This window comes from Sphingomonas sp. 1F27F7B (assembly GCF_005503355.1).
Taxonomy (GTDB): Bacteria; Pseudomonadota; Alphaproteobacteria; order Sphingomonadales; family Sphingomonadaceae; genus Sphingomonas.
Genome location: NZ_SCMK01000019.1, coordinates 23,274 through 42,523 on the forward strand (window position 1 = coordinate 23,274; position 19,250 = coordinate 42,523).

Sequence of the window (19,250 nt, forward strand, 5' to 3'; positions counted from 1 at the left end):
CTGCCCGGCGGTTTTCCCTCTGTGCGGCCGCTGGATTTTACGCCTCCTTAACGCTGTCCGCTTACCTCGTTTGGCGATGAACGAGGGGATTTCGAACGTGCGCATTCTGATCGTGGACGACGAACCGGCGATGCACGAATCCTATCGCCAGGTGTTCGGGGCCCGCAGCGGCGGCAATGTCAGCACCCTGAACGCGATGGCGGCCGAACTGTTCGGCGACGACGACGATGCCGCGTCCGAACCCGCGCCGGCCAACGACATCATCGATTTCGATTGCGCGCACTTCAACCAGGGTCTCGACGCGGTCGAGGCGATCAAGGACTCGCTCGAGACGGGCAAGCGCTTTGCCGTTGCGTTCATCGACGTGCGCATGCCGCCTGGGATCGACGGCAAGGAAACCGCGCGCCGTATCCGCGCGCTCGATCCGGACATCAACCTCGTCATCGTCACCGGCTATTCGGATTTCTCGCCGCTCGACATCAGCCGTGCCGCCGGCCCGGCCGACAAGATCTTCTACATCGCCAAGCCCTTCCAGGCCGAGGAGGTGATGCAGACCGCCACTGCGCTCGCCCGTCGCTGGGAGGCGGACGCCAGGCTGCGGAGCGCCATCACCCTGCTCGAGGAGCAGAAGCTCGAACTTGCCGCCAATGAATCGCGCGCCGTCCACATGGCGAACCATGATTCGCTCACCGATGCGCCCAACCGGCTCGCCTTTCTCCACATGCTCGGCAAGGCCGTGAAGGGCGAGCAATGCTTCGCCATGGCGATGATGGACCTCGACCGGTTCAAGATCGTCAACGACACGCTCGGTCATCTTGCCGGCGACGAGCTGATCCGCATGGTCTGCGAGATCCTGCGCGCGCAGGTGCCGGCACAGGGCTTCGTCGCGCGCCTGGGCGGCGACGAGTTCGCGATGCTCTATCCGGTCACCGGCGAGGACGAGGCGTCGATGATCGCCGAGCGGCTGCTCAAGGCAGTCTCCATCAGCTTCAAGGTGTTCGGCCACTCGGTCCAGGGTGGGGCCTCGGTCGGCCTGATGGTGGTCCAGCCCGGCACCATCCACGATCCGATCGACGTGATGCGCCGCGCCGACCTCGCGCTCAACGAAGCCAAGCATGGCGGCCGCGGCATCGTCCGCCTGTTCGACGAAGTCATGGACGAATCGATCCGCTTCCGCCGACAGATCGAAGGCGGGCTTTCCGAAGCCATCGCCAAGGGCGAGCTGAAGCTGGTCTTCCAGCCGATCGTCGGCCGCGATGCGCTCGAGATTACCGGTTTCGAGGCGCTGATCCGCTGGTGCAGTCCCGAATATGGCATGGTCTCGCCCGGCATGTTCATTCCGATCGCCGAGGAATCGAACCTGATCCACGAGCTGGGCGACTGGGTGATCGACCGCGCGGTCGAGACGCTCAAGACCTGGCCGGGCCAATATGTCTCGGTGAACTTCTCGCCGCGCCAGTTCCGTCGCCACAATTTCGTCGGCCATGTGATGGAGCGCGTCGCCAATGCCGGCGTCGAGCCCGGCCGCTTCCAGATCGAGATCACCGAGACTGCGATCTTCGACGATGTCGAGCGTGCCGCCGAGACGCTGTTCAAGCTCCGCCAGATGGGCTTCCGCATCGCGCTCGACGATTTCGGCACCGGCTATTCGAGCCTCTACAATATCCGCCGCTTCGCGCTCGACTGCCTGAAGATCGACCGCAGCTTCGTCGACGGCATGGGCCGCGAGCGCGAAAGCGCGGCGATCGTCCACTCGATCATTCATCTCGGTCGCGCGCTGGGCATGGAAGTAGTCGCCGAGGGCGTCGAGACCGAGGCCCAGCTCCAGGCGCTCCGCCTCGCCGGCTGCAGCCATCTCCAGGGCTATTATCTCGCGCGCCCGATGGATGCCGAGGACGCGCTGCTGCTTGCGCAGAGAGGATATATCGGCGACGTGGAGCCCGTCGAGGCCGAGCTGGGCAACGGGACACACGGCTGATGCCCCGCGCAAGGCGCTTCAAGGCGCCGGCCTCGCTCGGCGCGAAACTGGTCCTGATCCTCACCGGCGTCGGCATCATCGGCGCCGCCGCGCTGACCCTGATGCTCGCCACCGTCATCACGCCGAGCTTCAACCAGCTGGAGCGGGATGCGGTCGACGCACATGTCGCGCGAACCCAGGCCGTGGTCCATGACGTCGTGGCCAAGGTCGAGAATGCCGTGCGCGACTATGGCGACTGGAACGCGTCCTACGATTATATGGCCCATCCGACCAAGGCGTTCGAGGACGAGAGCTTCTCGACCTTGGCCATGGTCAATCTCGACGTCAACGGCATGGCCTATGTCCGGCCCGATCGCGGTATCGTGATCGCGCGCTGGCTCGACCTCGAGAAACATGCCGATGTGCCCGCGATGCGCACGCGCCTTGCCGATGCGATCGCCCGGCTCGATTTCGCACGGGCGCTGCACGGCGAGAGCTCGGCCGGCTTCTTCATCCGGCTTGGAGACAGGCTCGCCGCGGTCGGCATCGCGCAGGTCCGCAGGAGCGACGGCAGCGGCGAACCGCGCGGCTATGTGCTGATGGCACGCGCGGTCACCGCCGCGCAGCTCAGCACCTTGCTCCAGCTCCAGGCGAGCCTCGCGCTCGACAATCCGGTGGCCGAAGTCACCAAGACCCCGGGCGCCACGCGGACCCGTATCGCCGTGCCGATCCCGGGCCCGGACGGCCGCTCGGTCGCCACGGCGACCTACACCGTGCCGCGCGACCTCTCGACGCTCGGCACCCGGATGCTGGTCCTCGCCGTGGTCGGATCGTCGATCCTGTTGGCGATCGTGCTGCTCGTGCTGCGCCGGATGATCGCACGCCTGGTTCTCGCGCCCCTGAAACGCGTGGAGCGCCACATGGGCGTGGTCCGCGCTTCGGGTACGCTCGGCCTGCTGACCGACAAGCCGCGCGACGACGAGATCGGCAGCCTCGTCACCAGCTTCAACTCGATGCTCCGCCAGCTCAAGGACTTGCGCGAGCAGCTCGAGGTGCAGAGCTTCACCCTGGGCCGCAGCGAGAGCGCCGTCGCGGTGATGCACAATGTCCGCAATGCGCTGAATCCGATCAGCACCGTGCTCAGCCAGGGGCTGGGCAGCGGCGCGCCGATGGACCGGGCGCTGTTCGATCGCGCGCTGGGCGAGCTGGCGAGCACGGAGATTCCCGCGGCGCGTCGCCAGAAGCTGGTCGCCTTCCTCGCTGCCGCGATCGAGAATGTCGAGCAGGAGCGGGCCGACCGCCGCGAGCAGATCGCGATCGGCCGCGAGGCACTGCACCATGTGCTGGAAATCATCGGCCAGCAGCAGGAAGCCGCCCATGAGCGGCCGCCGCTCGATGCCTGCGACATCACCGACATCGTCGCCCAGAACGCCACCATCGCACGCTATTCGGGCGAGAATTCCATTGCCTTCAGCTTCCCGTCCAAGCCGCACTGGGTGATGGCCAACCGCGTGATCCTCAGCCAGGTGGTCGGCAATCTCTTCGCCAACGCGGCCGAGGCCATCGCCGCGACTGGCCGCGGCAGCGGTTCGATCGCAGTGACGATCCACGACAGGGGCGACAGCACCGAGATCTACATCCGCGATGATGGCGAGGGTTTCGACCCGTCGACCGCGCCGACTCTGTTCCAGCGCGGCTTCTCGACCCGGGCGCACAAATCCGGCGGGCTGGGGCTGCACTGGTGCGCCAATTCGATGCTGGCGATGGAAGGCAAGCTCGAACTGGTCAGCGACGGCAAGGGGACGGGCGCGAAGGCGATCCTGACGCTGGGTACCGCGCAGCTGGCGCAGCCGAGCGGGATGGCGGCCTGAGGCAGGGAAGAAGGGAGCTTAGGCCCCTTCTTCGCCATTTCGGCTCGAACCAGCGCCACTACGGACAAGCCTATCGCCGGCCCGCAAGCCTCCGCTTGCCCGCGACTTCATCCTTGCGCCGCAGATAGGGCGCCACCAGATTCCGCGCGCGGAACCATTCCTGCCGGTCCGGATCGAGGCTGTCGAAATTGCCGATGACCCGGCGGCATTCGGGCGCGCGGCACTGGCAGATCATGTGCCAGTTCGATTCCCGGAGCGTCGTCGAATAGTCCCAGGCGATCTCCTCGCCCGGCTGAATCGCCCGCACCGCCACCAGGAACACGCCCGCATCGGTGAAGCGCAGGCCGGCATTGGGGTCGCAGCTGTGATTGACCAGATCGTCGATCCGGCCGGACGGGCCCATATAATGGTCAGGCGTCACCTGCACGAAGCGGTCGCCCCGGCCGCGCATCAGGCTGGGGATCTGGTCGGCGCGGAAACGGCGGCCGGTGAACTCGATCAGCACATCGCCCTCGGCGAAGCCGCTCGCCGCGAACACGGCCTTGCCCAGATGGTTCTCGCCCACCTTGAACAAATTGTTCGAAGGCCGGTAGCGATCGAACCAGCGCAGCCCGCCCCGGCGCGCGCCGAAGGAACGCAGCGGGTTGATCGTCGCCAGGCCGATCAGGAACCAGATGCTGGCATGGCAGAGGAACTCGACGATCACATAAGCGAGTTCGGCGACGCCTGGCTCGGTCGCGCGCACCGCGACCAGCAGCGTGGCGAGATCGCCGAAGGTCCACAGGCCCCAGGCCGGCGAGCGTTCGCGGTTGCGGTCGGTCCATACGCTTGCCCAGGTCGGCCAGAAGCTCACCGGCACGGCGAGCACCACCAGCATGTGCGCCCAAAAGGCTTCGCGGAAGACGAGCCACAGCATCAGCGCGCTGAGGCTGGCCGCGATGCAGATGGTCTCGGTGAGCGAGGGCGGGGCCCAGGACGAACGCCGCCAGATGCCGATCGTCACCGTGATGCATGCGACCGAGGAGAGGGCGAACACCCAGCCCTGCGGTGCGCCGGGGTTCACCGCGGCATAGGTCAGCGCCTCGAGCGAAGTCGCCGCGCTCCAGATCAGCCATGACGCACGGTTCGGCTCCACCAGCTCGCGGCGCAACCCGATCAAATAGGCCGCATAGCCCGCAAGGCTGAATCCGATCGCCAGCAGGAACCAGATATCGGCGGTCAAAATACGCTCCCTCCCAAACGGAGCATTTACCATGTCCGGGATTCGCCGTCTATGCGCGACTCGTGGTGACTCCGCGAGTCGCGGGGAATCGGATAGAGATACTTAGGAGGCGAATCTCATGAACCGGGCTTCCTCCCGCGGAAGGGAATTACGCCCCGCAGTCCCGCACTGCCTCAAGCACGATCGGTGCCCATTCCTTGCGGCAGATCAGCAGGTCGGGGATGCTCGTGCTGGCGGCATTATAGACGATCGGCGCCCCGTCGATCCGCGAGGCATGGAGCCCCGCGGCGAGCGCCACCGCCACCGGCGCGCAATTGTCCCACTGATGCTGGCCGCCGGAATGGAGATAGATCTCGGCCTCGCCGCGCACCACCGCCATTGCCTTGGCGCCGGCCGAGCCCATGCCGATATGCACCGCGCCGATCCGTTCGCCCACGCCCGCGCAGAGCCGGCTCGGCCGGGTGCGGCTTACCAGCATGCGGGGCGGCAATTCGCCTTCGGGCAAGGCGGGCGGGCAATCGCTGGAAAGGGTGCAGCCGAGCCGGGGCAGGGCGACCGCGCCCACTGCCGCCTGGCCGTCAATGGCGAGGGCGACATGCACCGCCCAGTCCTCGCGCCGCTCGGCGAACTCGCGCGTGCCGTCCAGCGGATCGACGATCCATACCCGCCGTGCCGACAGCCGGGCCGGATCGTCGGCGGATTCCTCGGAAAGGATCGCGTCGCCGGGCCGCGCGGCGCGCAGCCGGTCGAGGATGAGGATGTTGGCCTCGCGGTCGCCGCGGTCGCCGCCTGCGCATTCGTCCTGAATGCGCAGCAGCAGCGCCCCTGCTTCCTCGGCGATCGCCCGGGCCAGTTCCGCGTCGGTCAAATCACCGGACTCCAGGTGCCCATGATCGTCTCCACGATCCGCTCGGCCGCGGCCTCGGGGCTTTCCCGGGTCGTGTCCACGCGGATTTCCGGGGTCTGCGGCGCCTCATAGGGGCTGGAGATGCCGGTGAAGTTGGCGATCTGGCCGGCCCGCGCCTTCTTGTAGAGGCCTTTCACGTCGCGCGCCTCGGCCACTTCCAGCGGCGTATCGACGAAGATCTCGAAGAACTCGCCCTCGGGCAGCATCTTGCGGACCAGTTCGCGCTCGGCGCGAAAGGGCGAGATGAAGGCAGTGAGCACGATCAGCCCTGCATCGGTCATCAGCTTCGCCACTTCGCCGACGCGGCGGATATTCTCGATCCGGTCGGCATCGGTGAAGCCCAGATCGCGATTGAGTCCATGGCGGATATTGTCGCCGTCGAGCAGGAAGCTGTGCTTGCCGAGCGCGTGGAGCCGCTTCTCGACCATGTTGGCGATGGTCGATTTGCCCGAGCCGGACAGCCCGGTGAACCAGAGCAGGCGCGGCGCCTGGTGCTTCTGCCGGGCATGCGCCTCGCGGTTGATCTCCACTGCCTGCCAATGGACGTTCTGCGCGCGGCGCAGCGCGAAGTTGAGCATGCCGGCGGCGACGGTGGCGTTGGTCGCCTTGTCGATCAGGATGAAGCCGCCCAGGTCCTTGCTCTCGGCATAGGGTTCGAAGACGACACCGCGATCGGTATAGACTTCGGCCACGCCGATATCGTTGAGCCCGAGCGTCTTCACGCTGAGCTCGGCCATGGTGTTGACGCACACGGCGTGGCGCGGCGGCTGCACGGTGGCGCTTACCGTCTGGGTGCCGAGCTTGAGCCAATAGGCGCGGCCGGGGAGCATCTCCGCCTGGTCCATCCAGACGATCGTGGCCTGGAACTGGTCGGCGACCTGGGGCGGCGCTTCGGCGGCGGCGATCACGTCGCCGCGCGAGCAATCGATTTCATCGGCCAGCGTGATGGTCACGCTCTCGCCCGCCACTGCTTCGGCCTTGTCGCCGCCGAACGCGGCGATGCGCGCCACCTCGGTGGTCTGGCCGGAGGGCAGGATGCGCACCTTGTCGCCGGGCCTGATCGTGCCGGCCGCGATCATGCCGGCGAAGCCGCGGAAATCGAGGTTGGGGCGGTTCACCCACTGGACGGAGAGGCGGAAGGGGCGGCCGGCATCGGCGTCCGTGTCGATCTCGACCGCTTCCAGATGCTCGAGCAATGCCGGCCCGGAATACCAGGGCGTATTCCCGCTCGGCCCGGCGATGTTGTCGCCCTTGAAGCCCGAGATCGGGACCGGCGTGAAGCCCGCGATGCCGATGCTCTCGGCGAAAATGCGATAGTCCGCGACGATCGCGTCATAGGCGGCCTGATCATAGCCGATCAGGTCCATCTTGTTCACTGCCAGCACGATGTGGCGGATGCCGAGCAGGTGGCAAAGATAGGAATGGCGCCGCGTCTGGGTGAGCACGCCCTTGCGCGCGTCGATCAGGATCACGGCGAGATCGGCGGTCGAGGCGCCAGTCACCATGTTGCGGGTATATTGTTCGTGTCCAGGGGTATCGGCGACGATGAATTTGCGCTTCTCGGTCGCGAAGAAGCGATAGGCGACGTCGATCGTGATGCCCTGCTCGCGCTCGGCGGCGAGGCCGTCGACCAGCAGCGCGAAGTCGATCTCCTGTCCCTGCGTGCCCAGGCGCTTGCTGTCGGCCTCCAGGCTGGCGAGCTGATCCTCGAAGATCATCTTCGAATCATAGAGCAGACGCCCGATCAGGGTCGACTTGCCGTCGTCCACGCTGCCGCAGGTGATGAAGCGCAGCAGCGACTTGTTCTGGTGCAGCGCGAGATAGGCGGAAATGTCGGACGCGATCAGCGCGTCGGGGCGATAGGAGGTCATGCGCCTGCCTCCACGGGGAAGAGGGCGAGGGCGCCGGAGCGGGAGGCTGGAATGCCGGGGACAGCGAAGCAAGCCATCAGAAATACCCCTCCTGCTTCTTCTTCTCCATGCTCGCCGTCTGGTCATGGTCGATCGCGCGGCCCTGGCGTTCGCTGGTCGTCGTCAACAGCATTTCCTGGATCACCGCCTCCAGCGTATCCGCCGCGCTCTCCACTGCACCGGTCAGCGGATAGCAGCCGAGCGTGCGGAAGCGGATCGAGCGCATGACCGGCTCCTCGCCGTCCCGCAGGCGGAAGCGCGCATCGTCGACCATCAGGATCAGCCCGTCGCGCTCCACCGTCGGGCGCGGCGCCGCGAAATAGAGCGGCACGATCTCGATCCCCTCGGCGAGGATATATTGCCAGATGTCGAGTTCGGTCCAGTTGGAGAGCGGGAAGACGCGGATGCTCTCGCCCTTGTCCTTGCGGGCATTGTAGAGGTGCCACAGCTCGGGGCGCTGGTTCTTGGGATCCCAGCGGTGCGAGGCGGTGCGGAAGCTGAACACGCGCTCCTTGGCGCGGCTCTTCTCCTCGTCGCGCCGCGCGCCGCCGAACGCCGCGTCGAACCCGTATCGGTCGAGCGCCTGCTTCAAGCCTTCCGTCTTCCACATGTCGGTGTGGCGGCCGCCATGATCGAACGGATTGATCCCCTGCGCCTCGGCCTCGGGGTTCTTGTGGACGAGCAGCTCCATTCCCGCATCGCGTGCGGCCTTGTCGCGCAGATCGTACATCGCGCGAAACTTCCAGGTCGTGTCGACGTGGAGGAGCGGGAAGGGCGGGGGTGCGGGGTAGAAGGCCTTGCGGGCGAGGTGCAGCATCACCGCGCTGTCCTTGCCGATCGAATAGAGCATCACCGGCCGTTCGGCCTCCGCGACGACTTCGCGCAGGATATGGATGCTCTCGGCTTCGAGCCGCTGGAGATGCGTCAGCCGCGCGGGTGCAATCCCCCGGGTCGCGCCGATCGCCTGTGTCTCCGTCATGTTCCCGGAATGCAGCATGGTGGGCGATTTAGGAAGCCGCCCGAAAGCGCGCGATCTAGTTTATGTTTAGCGGGGAATACCCGCCGCGCTCCAGGGTTAGCGGTTCTTGAACCAATTGCAGTCCATGAAGGGCGGGGGGCGCACTTGGCGCCACAGGGGAGGCTGCGAACCCATGGGCAAGGCTGGCGCTAAGGGGATCATCCTTGCGGGTGGGGCCGGGACGCGCCTCTATCCGGCGACGCTGTCGATCTCGAAGCAGCTGCTGCCGGTGTTCGACAAGCCGATGATCTATTATCCGCTGTCGGTGCTGATGCTTGCGGGCATCCGCGACATCCTGATCATCTCTTCCCCCCGCGACCTGCCGATGTTCCGCCTGCTGCTGGGCGACGGATCGGCATTCGGGATCAACTTCGAATATGCCGAGCAGCCGAGTCCCGACGGCCTGGCCCAAGCCTTCCTGATTGGCGAGAAGTTCCTCGATAACGGCCCCGCCGCGCTGATCCTGGGCGACAACATCTTCCATGGCGATGGTCTTGCCGCCAAGGGCCGCGCAGCCGCCGAGGCGGCCATGCGGGGCCAGTCGACGGTCTTCGCCTATCAGGTCGACGATCCCGAGCGCTACGGCGTCGCAACTTTCGATCCGGTGACGGGCAAGGCGACGAGCATCGTCGAGAAGCCGGCCGTTCCCAAGTCGAACTGGGCAGTGACCGGCCTCTATTTCTTCGACGATCAGGTGACGGACATCGCCCGCACATTGAAGCCGTCTCCGCGCGGCGAGCTGGAGATCACCGATGTGATCTCGGCCTATCTGGAGCGGGGCAATCTCAACCTGAACCGGCTGGGCCGCGGCTATGCCTGGCTCGACACCGGTACGCACGACAGCCTGCACGACGCGGCCAGCTTCGTCCGCACGATCGAGAACCGCCAGGGCATCAAGATCGCCTGCCCCGAGGAGATCGCGTTCGATCTTGGCTATCTCGACGCGGACACGGTACTCGCTCGCGCCGCGACGCTCGGCAAGACCGACTATGCCGCCTATCTGCGCCGCTGCGTGGAGGCCGCCGCCGCATGAGCTTCCTCGAGCCGATCGGCGCGCCGGCCTCGAGGATCCGCCGCGTGCTCGTAACCGGCGGCGCCGGGTTCATCGGCTCGGCGGTGTGCCGGCTGCTGGTCGCCAGGCGCTACCGCATCGTCTGCGTCGACAAGCTCACTTATGCCGGCAACATGGCATCGCTGCGCGATGTCCTGGGCAAGCCCAATTTCCGCTTCGTCGGCGCCGATATCGGCGATGCCGCGCAACTCCACCGGTTGATGCGCGAGGAGCGGATCGAGGGCGTGATGCATCTTGCCGCCGAGACGCATGTCGATCGCTCGATCGACAGCCCGGCCGCCTTTGTCGAGACCAATGTCCTCGGCACCGTCCGCCTGCTCGACGCCGCGCTCGAGCATTGGCGCGGATTGCCCGAGGAAAGGCGTGCCGCCTTTCGCTTCCACCACATCTCGACCGACGAAGTGTTCGGCGACTTGCCGTTCGACGGCGGGGTGTTCACCGAGGCGACGCCCTATGCGCCGTCCTCGCCCTATTCGGCGAGCAAGGCGGCGTCGGACCATTTCGTGCGCGCCTGGCACGAAACCTATGGCCTGCCGGTGGTACTCTCCAACTGCTCGAACAATTACGGGCCGCATCACTTTCCCGAGAAGCTCATCCCGCTCGTCATCCTCAACGCGCTCGAAGGCAGGGAACTGCCGGTCTATGGCAAGGGTGCGAACGTGCGGGACTGGCTCTATGTCGACGACCATGCCGAGGCGCTGGAACAGGTGCTGACTCGGGGCCGGGCCGGCGAGACCTATCTGATCGGCGGGCGGCAGGAGCGGACCAACCTCCAGGTAGTCGAGGCGATCTGCGATCTGCTCGATGCGCGCGTCGGGGGACGGCGTCACCGCGATCTGATCCGCTTCGTTGCCGATCGGCCCGGGCATGATCGCCGCTATGCGATCGATCCGTCGAAGATCGAGGCCGAGCTGGGCTGGGAACCGATGGAGAGCTTCGAGACCGGGCTGGCCAAGACGGTGGACTGGTATCTGGCGAACCGGGATTGGTGGGAACCGATCCGGAACGGGGCGTATCAGGGGCAGCGGCTCGGGGTTCTCTGATCCGGCCCTTCCCCGGGAAGTGAGGACCGAGAACTAGGCCCCGCCGATCCAGCTGCGCAGCACGTCCATCGCATCGTCCACCAGCACCAGGTCCGCGCGAAAGCCCGGTGCGATCCGCCCGAGTTGCCCGCCCAGCCCCAGGAAGGCCGCAGGCGTGGCGGAAGCCATGCGGACGGCGACGTCCAGCCCGACCCGGCCCTGGGCCATCATCCCCTTCACTGCCCCGGCCATGGTGAGTGTCGAGCCCGCCAGCGTGTTGTCGGCGCCGAGCAGCCGGTCGCCGTTGCGGTGGATCTCGCGGCCATGGATCAGGAACACCGTCTCGTCGCTGCCGACGCTCGGCATCGCATCGGTCACCAGCATCAACCGCTCGGGCCCCTTTGCCCGCAGCGCCACCCGGAGCGTCGCCGGGTGGAGGTGATGGCCGTCGGCGATGATCCCCGCATAGACGTCCGGATCCTCGAGCGCCGCGCCCACCATGCCCGGCGCGCGGTTGAGCAGGGGGGACATGGCGTTGAAGATATGGGTGAAGCCGGTCAGCCCATTGTCGATCGCGTCGCGTACCGTCTCGTAGCGCGCATCGGAATGCCCGGCCGAGACGATCACCCCCGCCGCGACCAGCCGCGCCACCTGTTCCGGCGTCGCTGCCTCGGGTGCCAGGGTCACCAGCGTCTTGCCGCGCTCGGCCGATTCCAGCAGCGCCAGGAATTCGTCGCGCAGCGGCTGGATCTTGCCTTCGCTGTGGATGCCGCGCCGAGCGGGGTTGAGGAACGGCCCTTCGATATGGATGCCGAGCACCCCGGGAACGCCCGCCTCGATCGCGGCGCTCACTGCGCGGATGCCGGCCTCGACGACCGGGAGATCGTCGCTGATCAGCGTGGGGAGCAGACCGGTGGTGCCGTAGCGGCGGTGCGTCTCGGCGATCACCCGGATCGTCTCCACGCTCGGATCGTCATTGAACAGCCGGCCGCCGCCGCCATTGACCTGCACGTCGATGAAGCCGGGGAGCAATGTCGCGCCGCCCAGGTCGATCGTCTCGGCGCCGGCCGGCGGTTCGGGCAGGATCGCTGCGATCCGGTCGCCCTCGATCACCACACAGGCATCGTCGCGCCAGCCCTCGGCCAGCAGCATGCGCCCGTTGACCAGCGCCTTCACGGCAGCGTGTCCAGCGCCGCGCCCAGGCTGCCCCATGCTCCCGCCAGCCGCGCCTCGGCCTCTGCCGGGCCGAGGCCGCGCGCGATCAGCACCGCGCGCTTGATGTCGCGCCCGCCCATATCGAGCGCCGCCTCGGCAGCATCCGCATCGACGCCCGCAAGCGTGCCGACCATGCGGATCGCGCGCTGGCGCAGCTTGGCGTTCGAGACCTGCATGTTGACCATCAGCCCGTCATGAACGAGCCCGAGCCGCAACATGATCCCGGTGGAGAGGAGATTGAGCGTGACTTTCTGCGCGGTGCCCGCCTTCATCCGTGTGGAGCCCGCCACCACTTCGCTGCCGGTGTCGGCGAGGATCGCATGCTCTGCTGCGGCCAGCACCGGGGTGCCGGCATTGTTGGCGAGGGCGATGGTCAGCGCGCCCGCGTGCCGCGCCGCCTCGAGCGCGGCGATCACATAGGGGGTGCGTCCGCTCGCCGCGACGCCGATCAGCACGTCGTCCGGGCCGATCGCCTCGGCCGTCACCGCTGCCAGCGCCGCCTCGCGGCTGTCCTCGGCGCCTTCCTGCGTGCGCGTCAGTGCCGCCGGGCCGCCCGCGATCAGGAAGGCCAGCCGCTCGAGCGGCCAGTTGAATGTGGGGGTGAGCTCCACACCGTCCTGCACGCCGATCCGGCCCGAAGTGCCGGCCCCGGCATAGGCGATGCGCCCGCCGCGCCGCAGCCGCTCGGCCGCGGCGTCGATCGCCGCCGCCATTGCGCCGGTCTGGCTCTTCAGCGCCGCGATCGCCGCGAGCTGGGCCTCGAGCATCGCCTCCACGGCGGCTTCGGTGGGCCAGCGGTCGATCTCGCGGTAACGGGGGTCTGCGGCTTCAGTCGGCATCGGGCTTCCGGGTCGGGAGGGCAGTGGCGGGCAGGCCGGCGAGCAGCAATGCCCCGTCGAGCGGATCGGAGACCGCGTCGGCGAGCCGCGCGACCGTGCGTGCGCGCAGCCATGGCTTCATCCGCATCGCCAGCCCGCCGGCGAGCGCGCAGCGAACTGCGCCGCGGGCGAAGATCGTCTCGATGAACCGCTCGATGTGCAGCGCCGCGTCCTCCACGATCGAGCGAGCGATCGCGTCGTTGTTTTCGGCATAGTCCATCACCAGCGGCGCGAAGGCGGCATAATCCCTGGGCGTGGCGGCATCCATCCAGGCGACCGCGCGCGCGGTGTCGTGCCCGAAGCCGGCGGTGACGGCATGGCTGAGCGGAGTCACTTCGCTCCGCCCGTCCAGCGCGCGCAGTGCGTGGCGCATCGCGCTGAGGCCCAGCGCCGCCCCGCTGCCTTCGTCGGAGATCGGGAAGCCATAGCCGCCGATCGTGAAGCTGGTGGTGCCCACCCGCACCTCGGCCACGCTGCCGGTGCCGATGATCAGCGTCGCACCTTCGACTCCTCCATGTGCGCCGAGATTGGCGATCGCCGCGTCGGTCACGAATTCCACCCCGGCGAAGGGGAAGGGGAGCGCGGCGAGCTGCTCTCGCATTCCGGGGCGCGAGATGCCCGCAATGCCCATGCCGGCGCGGATCGTCGCCACCTGGGCTTCGTCCAGCCCGGCGGCCGAGATCGCCTGGCCGGCGACGTCGTTCAGCACTACGTGGAGCCGCTCGATCCCGATCCGGGTATTGGCCGGGCCGCTCTCGCCGGTGCCGAGGATCGTTCCGCGCTCGTCTGTCAGCCGGCTGCGGCAATGGCTGCCGCCCGCATCTATGCCGAGGAAATAGACCATGGTCGCTCCCTACAGCAGCCCGGCCCCGCTTTGCCATGCCGAACCGCCCGGGGGCCATAGTCCGCGGATATGGCCCTCACCGCTCAGATCAGCCCCTTGCGCACGGCGATCACGGCTGCGTGGATCTTGTTCGATGCGGAGAGCTTGCGCGTGGCGTTGATCAGGTGGAACTCCACCGTGCGCTGGCTGCGCCCCATGATCGTCGCCGTTTCCCAGGCGGTCTTGCCCAGGCTCACCCAGCGCAGGCATTCGAGCTCCCGCTCGCTCAGCGCCGCGCCCGCGGCGCCGATCGTCACGGCGGGATCGGGAATTTCCGGGTCGCCGCGCGTCGCGGGCCGGGTAAAGGCGCGCCCGGCGGCGATCAGGGCGAAGTCGGTATTGTCGGTGATGCACCCCAGTGCCTTGTGATGGCCGGATCCGGCATCGACGAGCAGGCAGGCGACGGAACGGATCCAGCGCGTCTGCCCGTCGGGCCGGATCAGTCGGAAATCGACATGATAGCGCAGATCGCGTGCGATCAGCTCCACCACCATGGCCAGGTCTATGGTCGTGGCCAGTTCTTCGTCCTCGGGGTGAATGAAGGGCCGGAAATCGGCGAGGCTGCGCACCGTGTTGGGCCGTAGCCCGGTGATCTGATACCAGCGCGCGTCGCAGACAAGCAGGTCGGCGTCGATGTCATAGTCCCATAGCCCTACCTCAAGGGCTCTCAGGCGCAGTTCGAAGTCTTCGTCGGGGCGTGGCTCGGCGCTTTCCCCAGATGTCATAACCCTCCAACCACGATCTTAATCGTTTTTCCGTCAGAGAACGTTTCCCGGACGTCACGGTTCCTGTGTGGCCCTCGGCTGCCCCGAGGGCGAGGACGATGGGAGCCCCTCCGGGGCTCGCCGGAAACACGTAAATTTACGAGTTTTCCCTCCTGCCCCGGGGGCGCAGGCTTCGCGGGATAGCAGTGAGACGAGCCGATCATGCCAGCGAATGCGAAGCGCAGGGAACCCGATCTCGAACAGGATGCCGTACCGGCCGGGGGCGTGACGCTCCGGGACGTGGCGATGCTTTCCGGCGAGGAGCTGGTGCTGCGCTTCGGGGCATCGGTGGCGCAGGGGCTGGTCGACCTGGTCGTCGCGGCGATCCGCAAGGGTGATGACGACGAAGTGGCCGCGATCGACGGGCGGCTCCAGGAAGTGGAGCGCGTGCTGCGGGGGGAAAAGAGGGACTGAAGTCCTAGCCTTCCCGGTGGTGCTCCCCCCGGGCCGGGAAAGCCAGGTCGGCGCCTCATATCCCTCAATCGTCATCCCCGCGCAGGCGGGGATCCAGGGTGATGCGGGATATCGGCACCACAGCGCGAACGCCTTCCGGAGACGGATAGCATCCCGTCACCTCGGTTCCGCGCCTGGCTCTGGATCCCCGCCTGCGCGGGGATGACGGGGTTCGTCGAATGAGTCCCCGGCCTAGAAACGCGCTTCCTCATAGACGCGGCGGATGTCGCCCTGCCAATCGCCGTTGAAGCGGTCGAGCAGCACCTGGGCCGGTACCTTGCCGGTGCGCACCACTTCGCGCAGCGGATCGAGGAAGCCGGACTCGTTGTCGCCCGAAGCGTTGAGGCGCGCGCGCGCATTGAGGCCCGCGGCGGCGATGTCGAGCACTTCGCCGGCGATGTCCTTCAGCTTGCTGCCGCCCGGCAGCGGCGCGTCGAGCGCCAGCCGGGGCACCGAGCTGCGCAGCGTCTCGCGGGCTTCCATCGACCAGCCCTTGACCAAGTCCCAGGCGGCATCGAGCGCGCCCTGGTCGTAGAGCAGGCCCACCCACAGCGCCGGCAGGGCGCAGATCCGCCCCCAGCGCCCGCCATCGGCGCCGCGCATCTCGAGGAAGGTCTTGAGGCGCACTTCGGGGAAGGCCGTCGAGAGATGGTCCGCCCAGTCGTCCATCGTCGGCTTGTGGCCGGGATAGGCGGGCAGCTCGCCCTTCAGGAAGTCGCGGAAGCTCTGTCCCGCCGCGTCGATATATTTGCCGTCACGGTAGACGAAGTACATCGGCACATCGAGCGCATATTCGGCGTAGCGCTCATAGCCGAAGCTCTCTTCGAACACGAAGGGAAGCATGCCCGTCCGCGCCGGATCGGTGTCCGACCAGATGTGCGAGCGATAGCTGAGGAACCCGTTGGGCTTGCCCTCGGTGAACGGCGAGTTGGCGAACAGCGCGGTCGCCAGCGGTTGCAGCGCCAAGCCGACGCGGAACTTCTGCACCATGTCCGCTTCGCTGGCATAGTCCAGGTTCACCTGGATCGTGCAGGTGCGCAGCATCATGTCGAGCCCGAGATTGCCCACCCGCGGCATGTGCCGCAGCATGATCCCGTAGCGGCCCTTGGGCATGATCGGCAGCTCGGCGCGCGTCTTGTCGGGCCACATGCCCAGGCCGAGGAAGTTGATCCCCAGCTTCTCGCCCACCTGCTTCACCTGCTCCAGATGGCGGCCGGTCTCGTTGCAGGTCTCGTGCAAATTCTCCAGCGGCGCGCCCGAAAGCTCGAGCTGCCCGGCGGGTTCCAGGCTCACGGTGCCGTCCGGCCCCGACAGAGCGATGACATTGCCGCCCTCGGTCACCGGCTTCCAGCCGAACTGGGTGAGGCCATCGAGCAGATCGCGGATACCGCCCCGCTCGTCATAGCTCGGCGCGTGGAAATCCTGCGTGCAGAAGACGAACTTCTCGTGCTCGGTGCCGATCCGCCAGCGCTCCTTCGCCTTCTCGCCGCCGGCGAAATAGTCGATCAGCTGCCGGCGGTCCTCGATCGGTGCCGCCACCTTGTTGCTTTCGGTCTTGGTGCTCATGCGACGATCTCGACGGGAGGGATGGGGCGGCGGTGGCGCAGCACCGGCACGCGGGAACGGATATCCTCGAGGCGGGCGAGGTCGATCTCGGCCGAACCGAGCCCCGGCGCCTCGCCCATGTCGAGCAGCACTTCGCCCCAGGGGTCGATCGCCAGCGAATGGCCATAGGTGGCGCGGCCGTCCTCGTGCAGACCGGTCTGCGCCGCGGCGATCACATAGGCGCCGGCCTCGATCGCGCGGGCGCGCAGCAGCACGTGCCAATGCGCCTGGCCGGTGGGGCGGGTAAAGGCAGCGGGAACGGCGAGGATGGTGGCGCCGGCATCGCTCAGCGCGCGAAACAGGTCCGGGAAGCGCATGTCGTAGCAAATGGCGAGGCCGAGCTTGCCCAGGGGGGTATCGGCCACGATCGCGCGCTCGCCCCGGCAATAGGTGTTGGATTCGCGCCAGCTCTCGCCGGTGGCGAGGTCGACATCGAACAGATGAAGCTTGTCGTAGCTTGCCCGGATCGCGCCGGTATCGTCGATCACGAAGCCGCGGTTCAGGAACTTGTCGCCTTCGCCTCGCAGCGCCAGCGAGCCGAGATGCACCCAGATGCCGTGCTTCGCCGCCGCCTCGCGCGTTGCGGCGAGGACGGTGTCCTCCGCCTCGGCCACCACATGCCGGCGCGCGCGCTCGCGATTGCCGTCGAGCAGGCCGGACATCTCCGGCGTGAACAGCATCGCGCTGCCCTCCGTCGCCGCCCGCGCGATGCCGTCGACGATGGCACGGGCATTGGCGGCCGGATCGATCCCGCTCGTCATTTGCAGCAGGCTGGCCTTCATCGCTTCCTCCCCGTCAGGGCCGGGCTCAGCCGTGCTTCGGCTTGCCGACGCCGACCAGCTTGAGACCGGCGCGCTCCGCCTCGGCGGGCGGATAGATGTTGCGCAGATCGACGAGCAGGGGCGTCTTGAGCAGCGACTTGATCCGGCCCAGGTCGAGCGCGCGGAACGCATCCCACTCGGTCACGATCACCAGCGCGTCGGCGCCGTCGGCCGCTGCATAGGGGCTCTCGCTGAATTCGACGTTCGGCAGCAGCGGACGTGCCTGCTCGAAACCCTCAGGATCATAGGCCTTCACCGTGGCGCCGGCGTCTTCCAGCGCCGCGACGACCGAAAGGCTGGGGGCGTCGCGCATGTCGTCGGTATTGGGCTTGAAGGTGAGGCCGAGGAGGCCGACCGTCTTGCCGCGCACGTCGCCGCCCATCGCCTTGATCACCTTGCGGCCCATGGCGCGCTTGCGGGCGTCGTTCACCTGCACGGTCGCTTCGACGATGCGCAGCGGAGTCTCATTGTCGCCCGCCGTCTTGAGCAGCGCCAGCGTATCCTTGGGGAAGCAGGAGCCGCCATAGCCCGGGCCGGCATGGAGGAACTTGCCGCCGATGCGGTTGTCCATGCCGATGCCGCGGGCCACTTCCTGCACGTCGGCGCCCACTTCCTCGCAAAGATCGGCGATCTCGTTGATGAAGGTGATCTTCACTGCCAGGAAGGCGTTGGCGGCATATTTGATCAGCTCGCTGGTACGGCGGCCGGTGAACAGGATCGGCGCGCTCTGGTTGAGCGAGAGCGGGCGATAGATCGCGCGCATCACTTCGCGCGCTTCCTCGTCATCGGTGCCGACGACCACGCGGTCGGGCCGCTTGAAATCCTCGATCGCGGCGCCTTCGCGCAGGAATTCGGGGTTGGAGACGACCTTGGCGCCGGCGCCGGAGGCGACTTCGCGCATGATCCGCTCCACTTCGTCGCCGGTGCCGACGGGGACGGTCGACTTTGTGACGATCACCGCCGGCCCGGTCAGGTTCTCGGCGATTTCGCGTGCAGCGGCGAAGACATAGCTGAGGTCCGCATGGCCGTCGCCGCGGCGGCTCGGCGTGCCCACCGCGATGAACACTGCGTCGGCACCCTTCACGCCTTCGGCCAGGTCGGTGGTGAAGGAGAGCCGGCCGGCCTTGACGTTCGAGGCGACCAGCGCATCGAGGCCCGGCTCGTAGATCGGCATCACGCCCTGGTGGAGCAGCTCGATCTTGCGGGCGTCCTTGTCGACACAGACGACTTCATGGCCGAAGTCCGAAAAACAGGCGCCGGAAACCAGGCCGACATAGCCCGTGCCGATCATCGCGATGCGCAACGTGGATCCCCTTGGGAAGAAAGTCTGTTGCGCAGATAGCGACGCCAGCGCCGGGAGCAAGGGGGCGGAACGGCGGCTCTCTCCGCCGTGGCCGCCAAGAAAAGCGCGGGCATTAAAAAAGGCGGCTCGCGGCCGCCTTTAGCAGTTGTCGTCCGGGCCGGTCAGCACGGCCTCACCTGAGGTCGCTCCACTGCCGGCCCGGATGAACGTTCCTCAGAACGGGCGGATTTCGTTACCGCCGCCGTCACGGAACATCAGGCTGAAAAACGCGAACATTCATAGTCTCCCATCGGTGCGCACTTGTGCGCGATTCAGATGGTTAAAGGCTTCTTAACAATGAATCAATCCG

16 protein-coding genes are annotated in these 19,250 nt (G+C 67.3%); 5 read left to right on the forward strand and 11 right to left on the reverse strand.

The genetic code is table 11. The annotated features are described in order from the left end of the window. The first annotated feature begins 97 nt into the window (after positions 1-97). Positions 98-1,978 (forward strand): putative bifunctional diguanylate cyclase/phosphodiesterase, encoded by a 1,881-nt coding sequence (locus FFS08_RS16670; protein ID WP_502702045.1) that lies wholly within the window; start codon positions 98-100, stop codon positions 1,976-1,978. Then, the gene (locus FFS08_RS16675) at positions 1,978-3,828 is read left to right on the forward strand and encodes a sensor histidine kinase (protein ID WP_137863523.1); all 1,851 of its coding nucleotides are present in this window, start codon (positions 1,978-1,980) and stop codon (positions 3,826-3,828) included. The genes FFS08_RS16670 and FFS08_RS16675 overlap by 1 nt, the downstream gene beginning before the upstream one ends. A 70-nt stretch (positions 3,829-3,898) precedes the next feature. On the opposite strand, the gene FFS08_RS16680 is transcribed toward FFS08_RS16675, so the two are convergent. The 4 genes from FFS08_RS16680 to cysD form a co-directional block, all read right to left on the reverse strand. Beyond that, positions 3,899-5,050 (reverse strand): SET domain-containing protein, encoded by a 1,152-nt coding sequence (locus tag FFS08_RS16680; RefSeq protein ID WP_137863522.1) that lies wholly within the window; start codon positions 5,048-5,050, stop codon positions 3,899-3,901. A 148-nt stretch (positions 5,051-5,198) separates the two neighbouring features. After that, a complete protein-coding gene (locus FFS08_RS16685) occupies positions 5,199-5,918 on the reverse strand; it encodes a 3'(2'),5'-bisphosphate nucleotidase CysQ (protein WP_137863521.1) in 720 nt (239 codons plus the stop codon). After that, entirely contained in the window at positions 5,915-7,828 is a 1,914-nt protein-coding gene (gene cysN, locus FFS08_RS16690) for a sulfate adenylyltransferase subunit CysN (protein ID WP_137863520.1), read from the reverse strand. Before cysN ends, FFS08_RS16685 begins: the two co-directional genes overlap by 4 nt. Positions 7,829-7,904: 76 nt before the next feature. Then, positions 7,905-8,846 (reverse strand): sulfate adenylyltransferase subunit CysD, encoded by a 942-nt coding sequence (gene cysD / locus FFS08_RS16695; protein ID WP_137863519.1) that lies wholly within the window; start codon positions 8,844-8,846, stop codon positions 7,905-7,907. Positions 8,847-9,018: 172 nt separating this feature from the next. On the opposite strand from cysD, the gene rfbA reads away from it, so the two are divergent. Together rfbA and rfbB are read left to right on the forward strand one after the other, a co-directional pair. After that, positions 9,019-9,918 (forward strand): glucose-1-phosphate thymidylyltransferase RfbA, encoded by a 900-nt coding sequence (gene rfbA / locus FFS08_RS16700; protein ID WP_137863518.1) that lies wholly within the window; start codon positions 9,019-9,021, stop codon positions 9,916-9,918. Further along, on the forward strand, positions 9,915-11,000 hold the full coding sequence (rfbB, locus tag FFS08_RS16705; RefSeq protein WP_137863517.1) for a dTDP-glucose 4,6-dehydratase: 1,086 nt from the start codon (positions 9,915-9,917) through the stop codon (positions 10,998-11,000). The genes rfbA and rfbB overlap by 4 nt, the downstream gene beginning before the upstream one ends. Before the next feature lie 33 nt (positions 11,001-11,033). Here rfbB and nagA read toward each other — a convergent pair whose 3' ends face one another. The 4 genes from nagA to FFS08_RS16725 form a co-directional block, all read right to left on the reverse strand. Then, a complete protein-coding gene (gene nagA, locus FFS08_RS16710) occupies positions 11,034-12,191 on the reverse strand; it encodes an N-acetylglucosamine-6-phosphate deacetylase (RefSeq protein ID WP_137863516.1) in 1,158 nt (385 codons plus the stop codon). Further along, positions 12,152-13,033, reverse strand: coding sequence for an N-acetylmuramic acid 6-phosphate etherase (locus FFS08_RS16715; protein ID WP_137863515.1), 882 nt, complete (start codon positions 13,031-13,033; stop codon positions 12,152-12,154). Before FFS08_RS16715 ends, nagA begins: the two co-directional genes overlap by 40 nt. Next, positions 13,023-13,916: a glucosamine kinase nucleotide-binding domain-containing protein gene (locus FFS08_RS16720; RefSeq protein WP_137863514.1), complete on the reverse strand. Its 894-nt coding sequence runs from the start codon at positions 13,914-13,916 to the stop codon at positions 13,023-13,025. Before FFS08_RS16720 ends, FFS08_RS16715 begins: the two co-directional genes overlap by 11 nt. Before the next feature lie 83 nt (positions 13,917-13,999). Continuing rightward, positions 14,000-14,680 carry a helix-turn-helix transcriptional regulator gene (locus FFS08_RS16725; RefSeq protein ID WP_137863513.1) on the reverse strand — a complete coding sequence of 227 codons (681 nt, stop codon included), beginning with the start codon at positions 14,678-14,680 and terminating at the stop codon, positions 14,000-14,002. Positions 14,681-14,881: 201 nt separating this feature from the next. Between FFS08_RS16725 and FFS08_RS16730 the strand changes: the two genes are divergently transcribed. Then, positions 14,882-15,133, forward strand: a complete 252-nt coding sequence (locus tag FFS08_RS16730; RefSeq protein ID WP_137863512.1) for a hypothetical protein — start codon at positions 14,882-14,884, stop codon at positions 15,131-15,133. A 231-nt stretch (positions 15,134-15,364) separates the two neighbouring features. On the opposite strand, the gene FFS08_RS16735 is transcribed toward FFS08_RS16730, so the two are convergent. From FFS08_RS16735 to FFS08_RS16745, 3 genes are read right to left on the reverse strand one after another with little or no spacing between them, the layout of a single operon-like run. After that, positions 15,365-16,738 carry a glutamate--cysteine ligase gene (locus FFS08_RS16735; RefSeq protein WP_137863511.1) on the reverse strand — a complete coding sequence of 458 codons (1,374 nt, stop codon included), beginning with the start codon at positions 16,736-16,738 and terminating at the stop codon, positions 15,365-15,367. Next, positions 16,735-17,559 (reverse strand): carbon-nitrogen hydrolase family protein, encoded by an 825-nt coding sequence (locus FFS08_RS16740; protein WP_137863510.1) that lies wholly within the window; start codon positions 17,557-17,559, stop codon positions 16,735-16,737. The genes FFS08_RS16735 and FFS08_RS16740 overlap by 4 nt, the downstream gene beginning before the upstream one ends. 25 nt (positions 17,560-17,584) lie before the next feature. After that, on the reverse strand, positions 17,585-18,901 hold the full coding sequence (locus FFS08_RS16745; RefSeq protein ID WP_137863509.1) for a UDP-glucose dehydrogenase family protein: 1,317 nt from the start codon (positions 18,899-18,901) through the stop codon (positions 17,585-17,587). Positions 18,902-19,250: the final 349 nt, after the last annotated feature.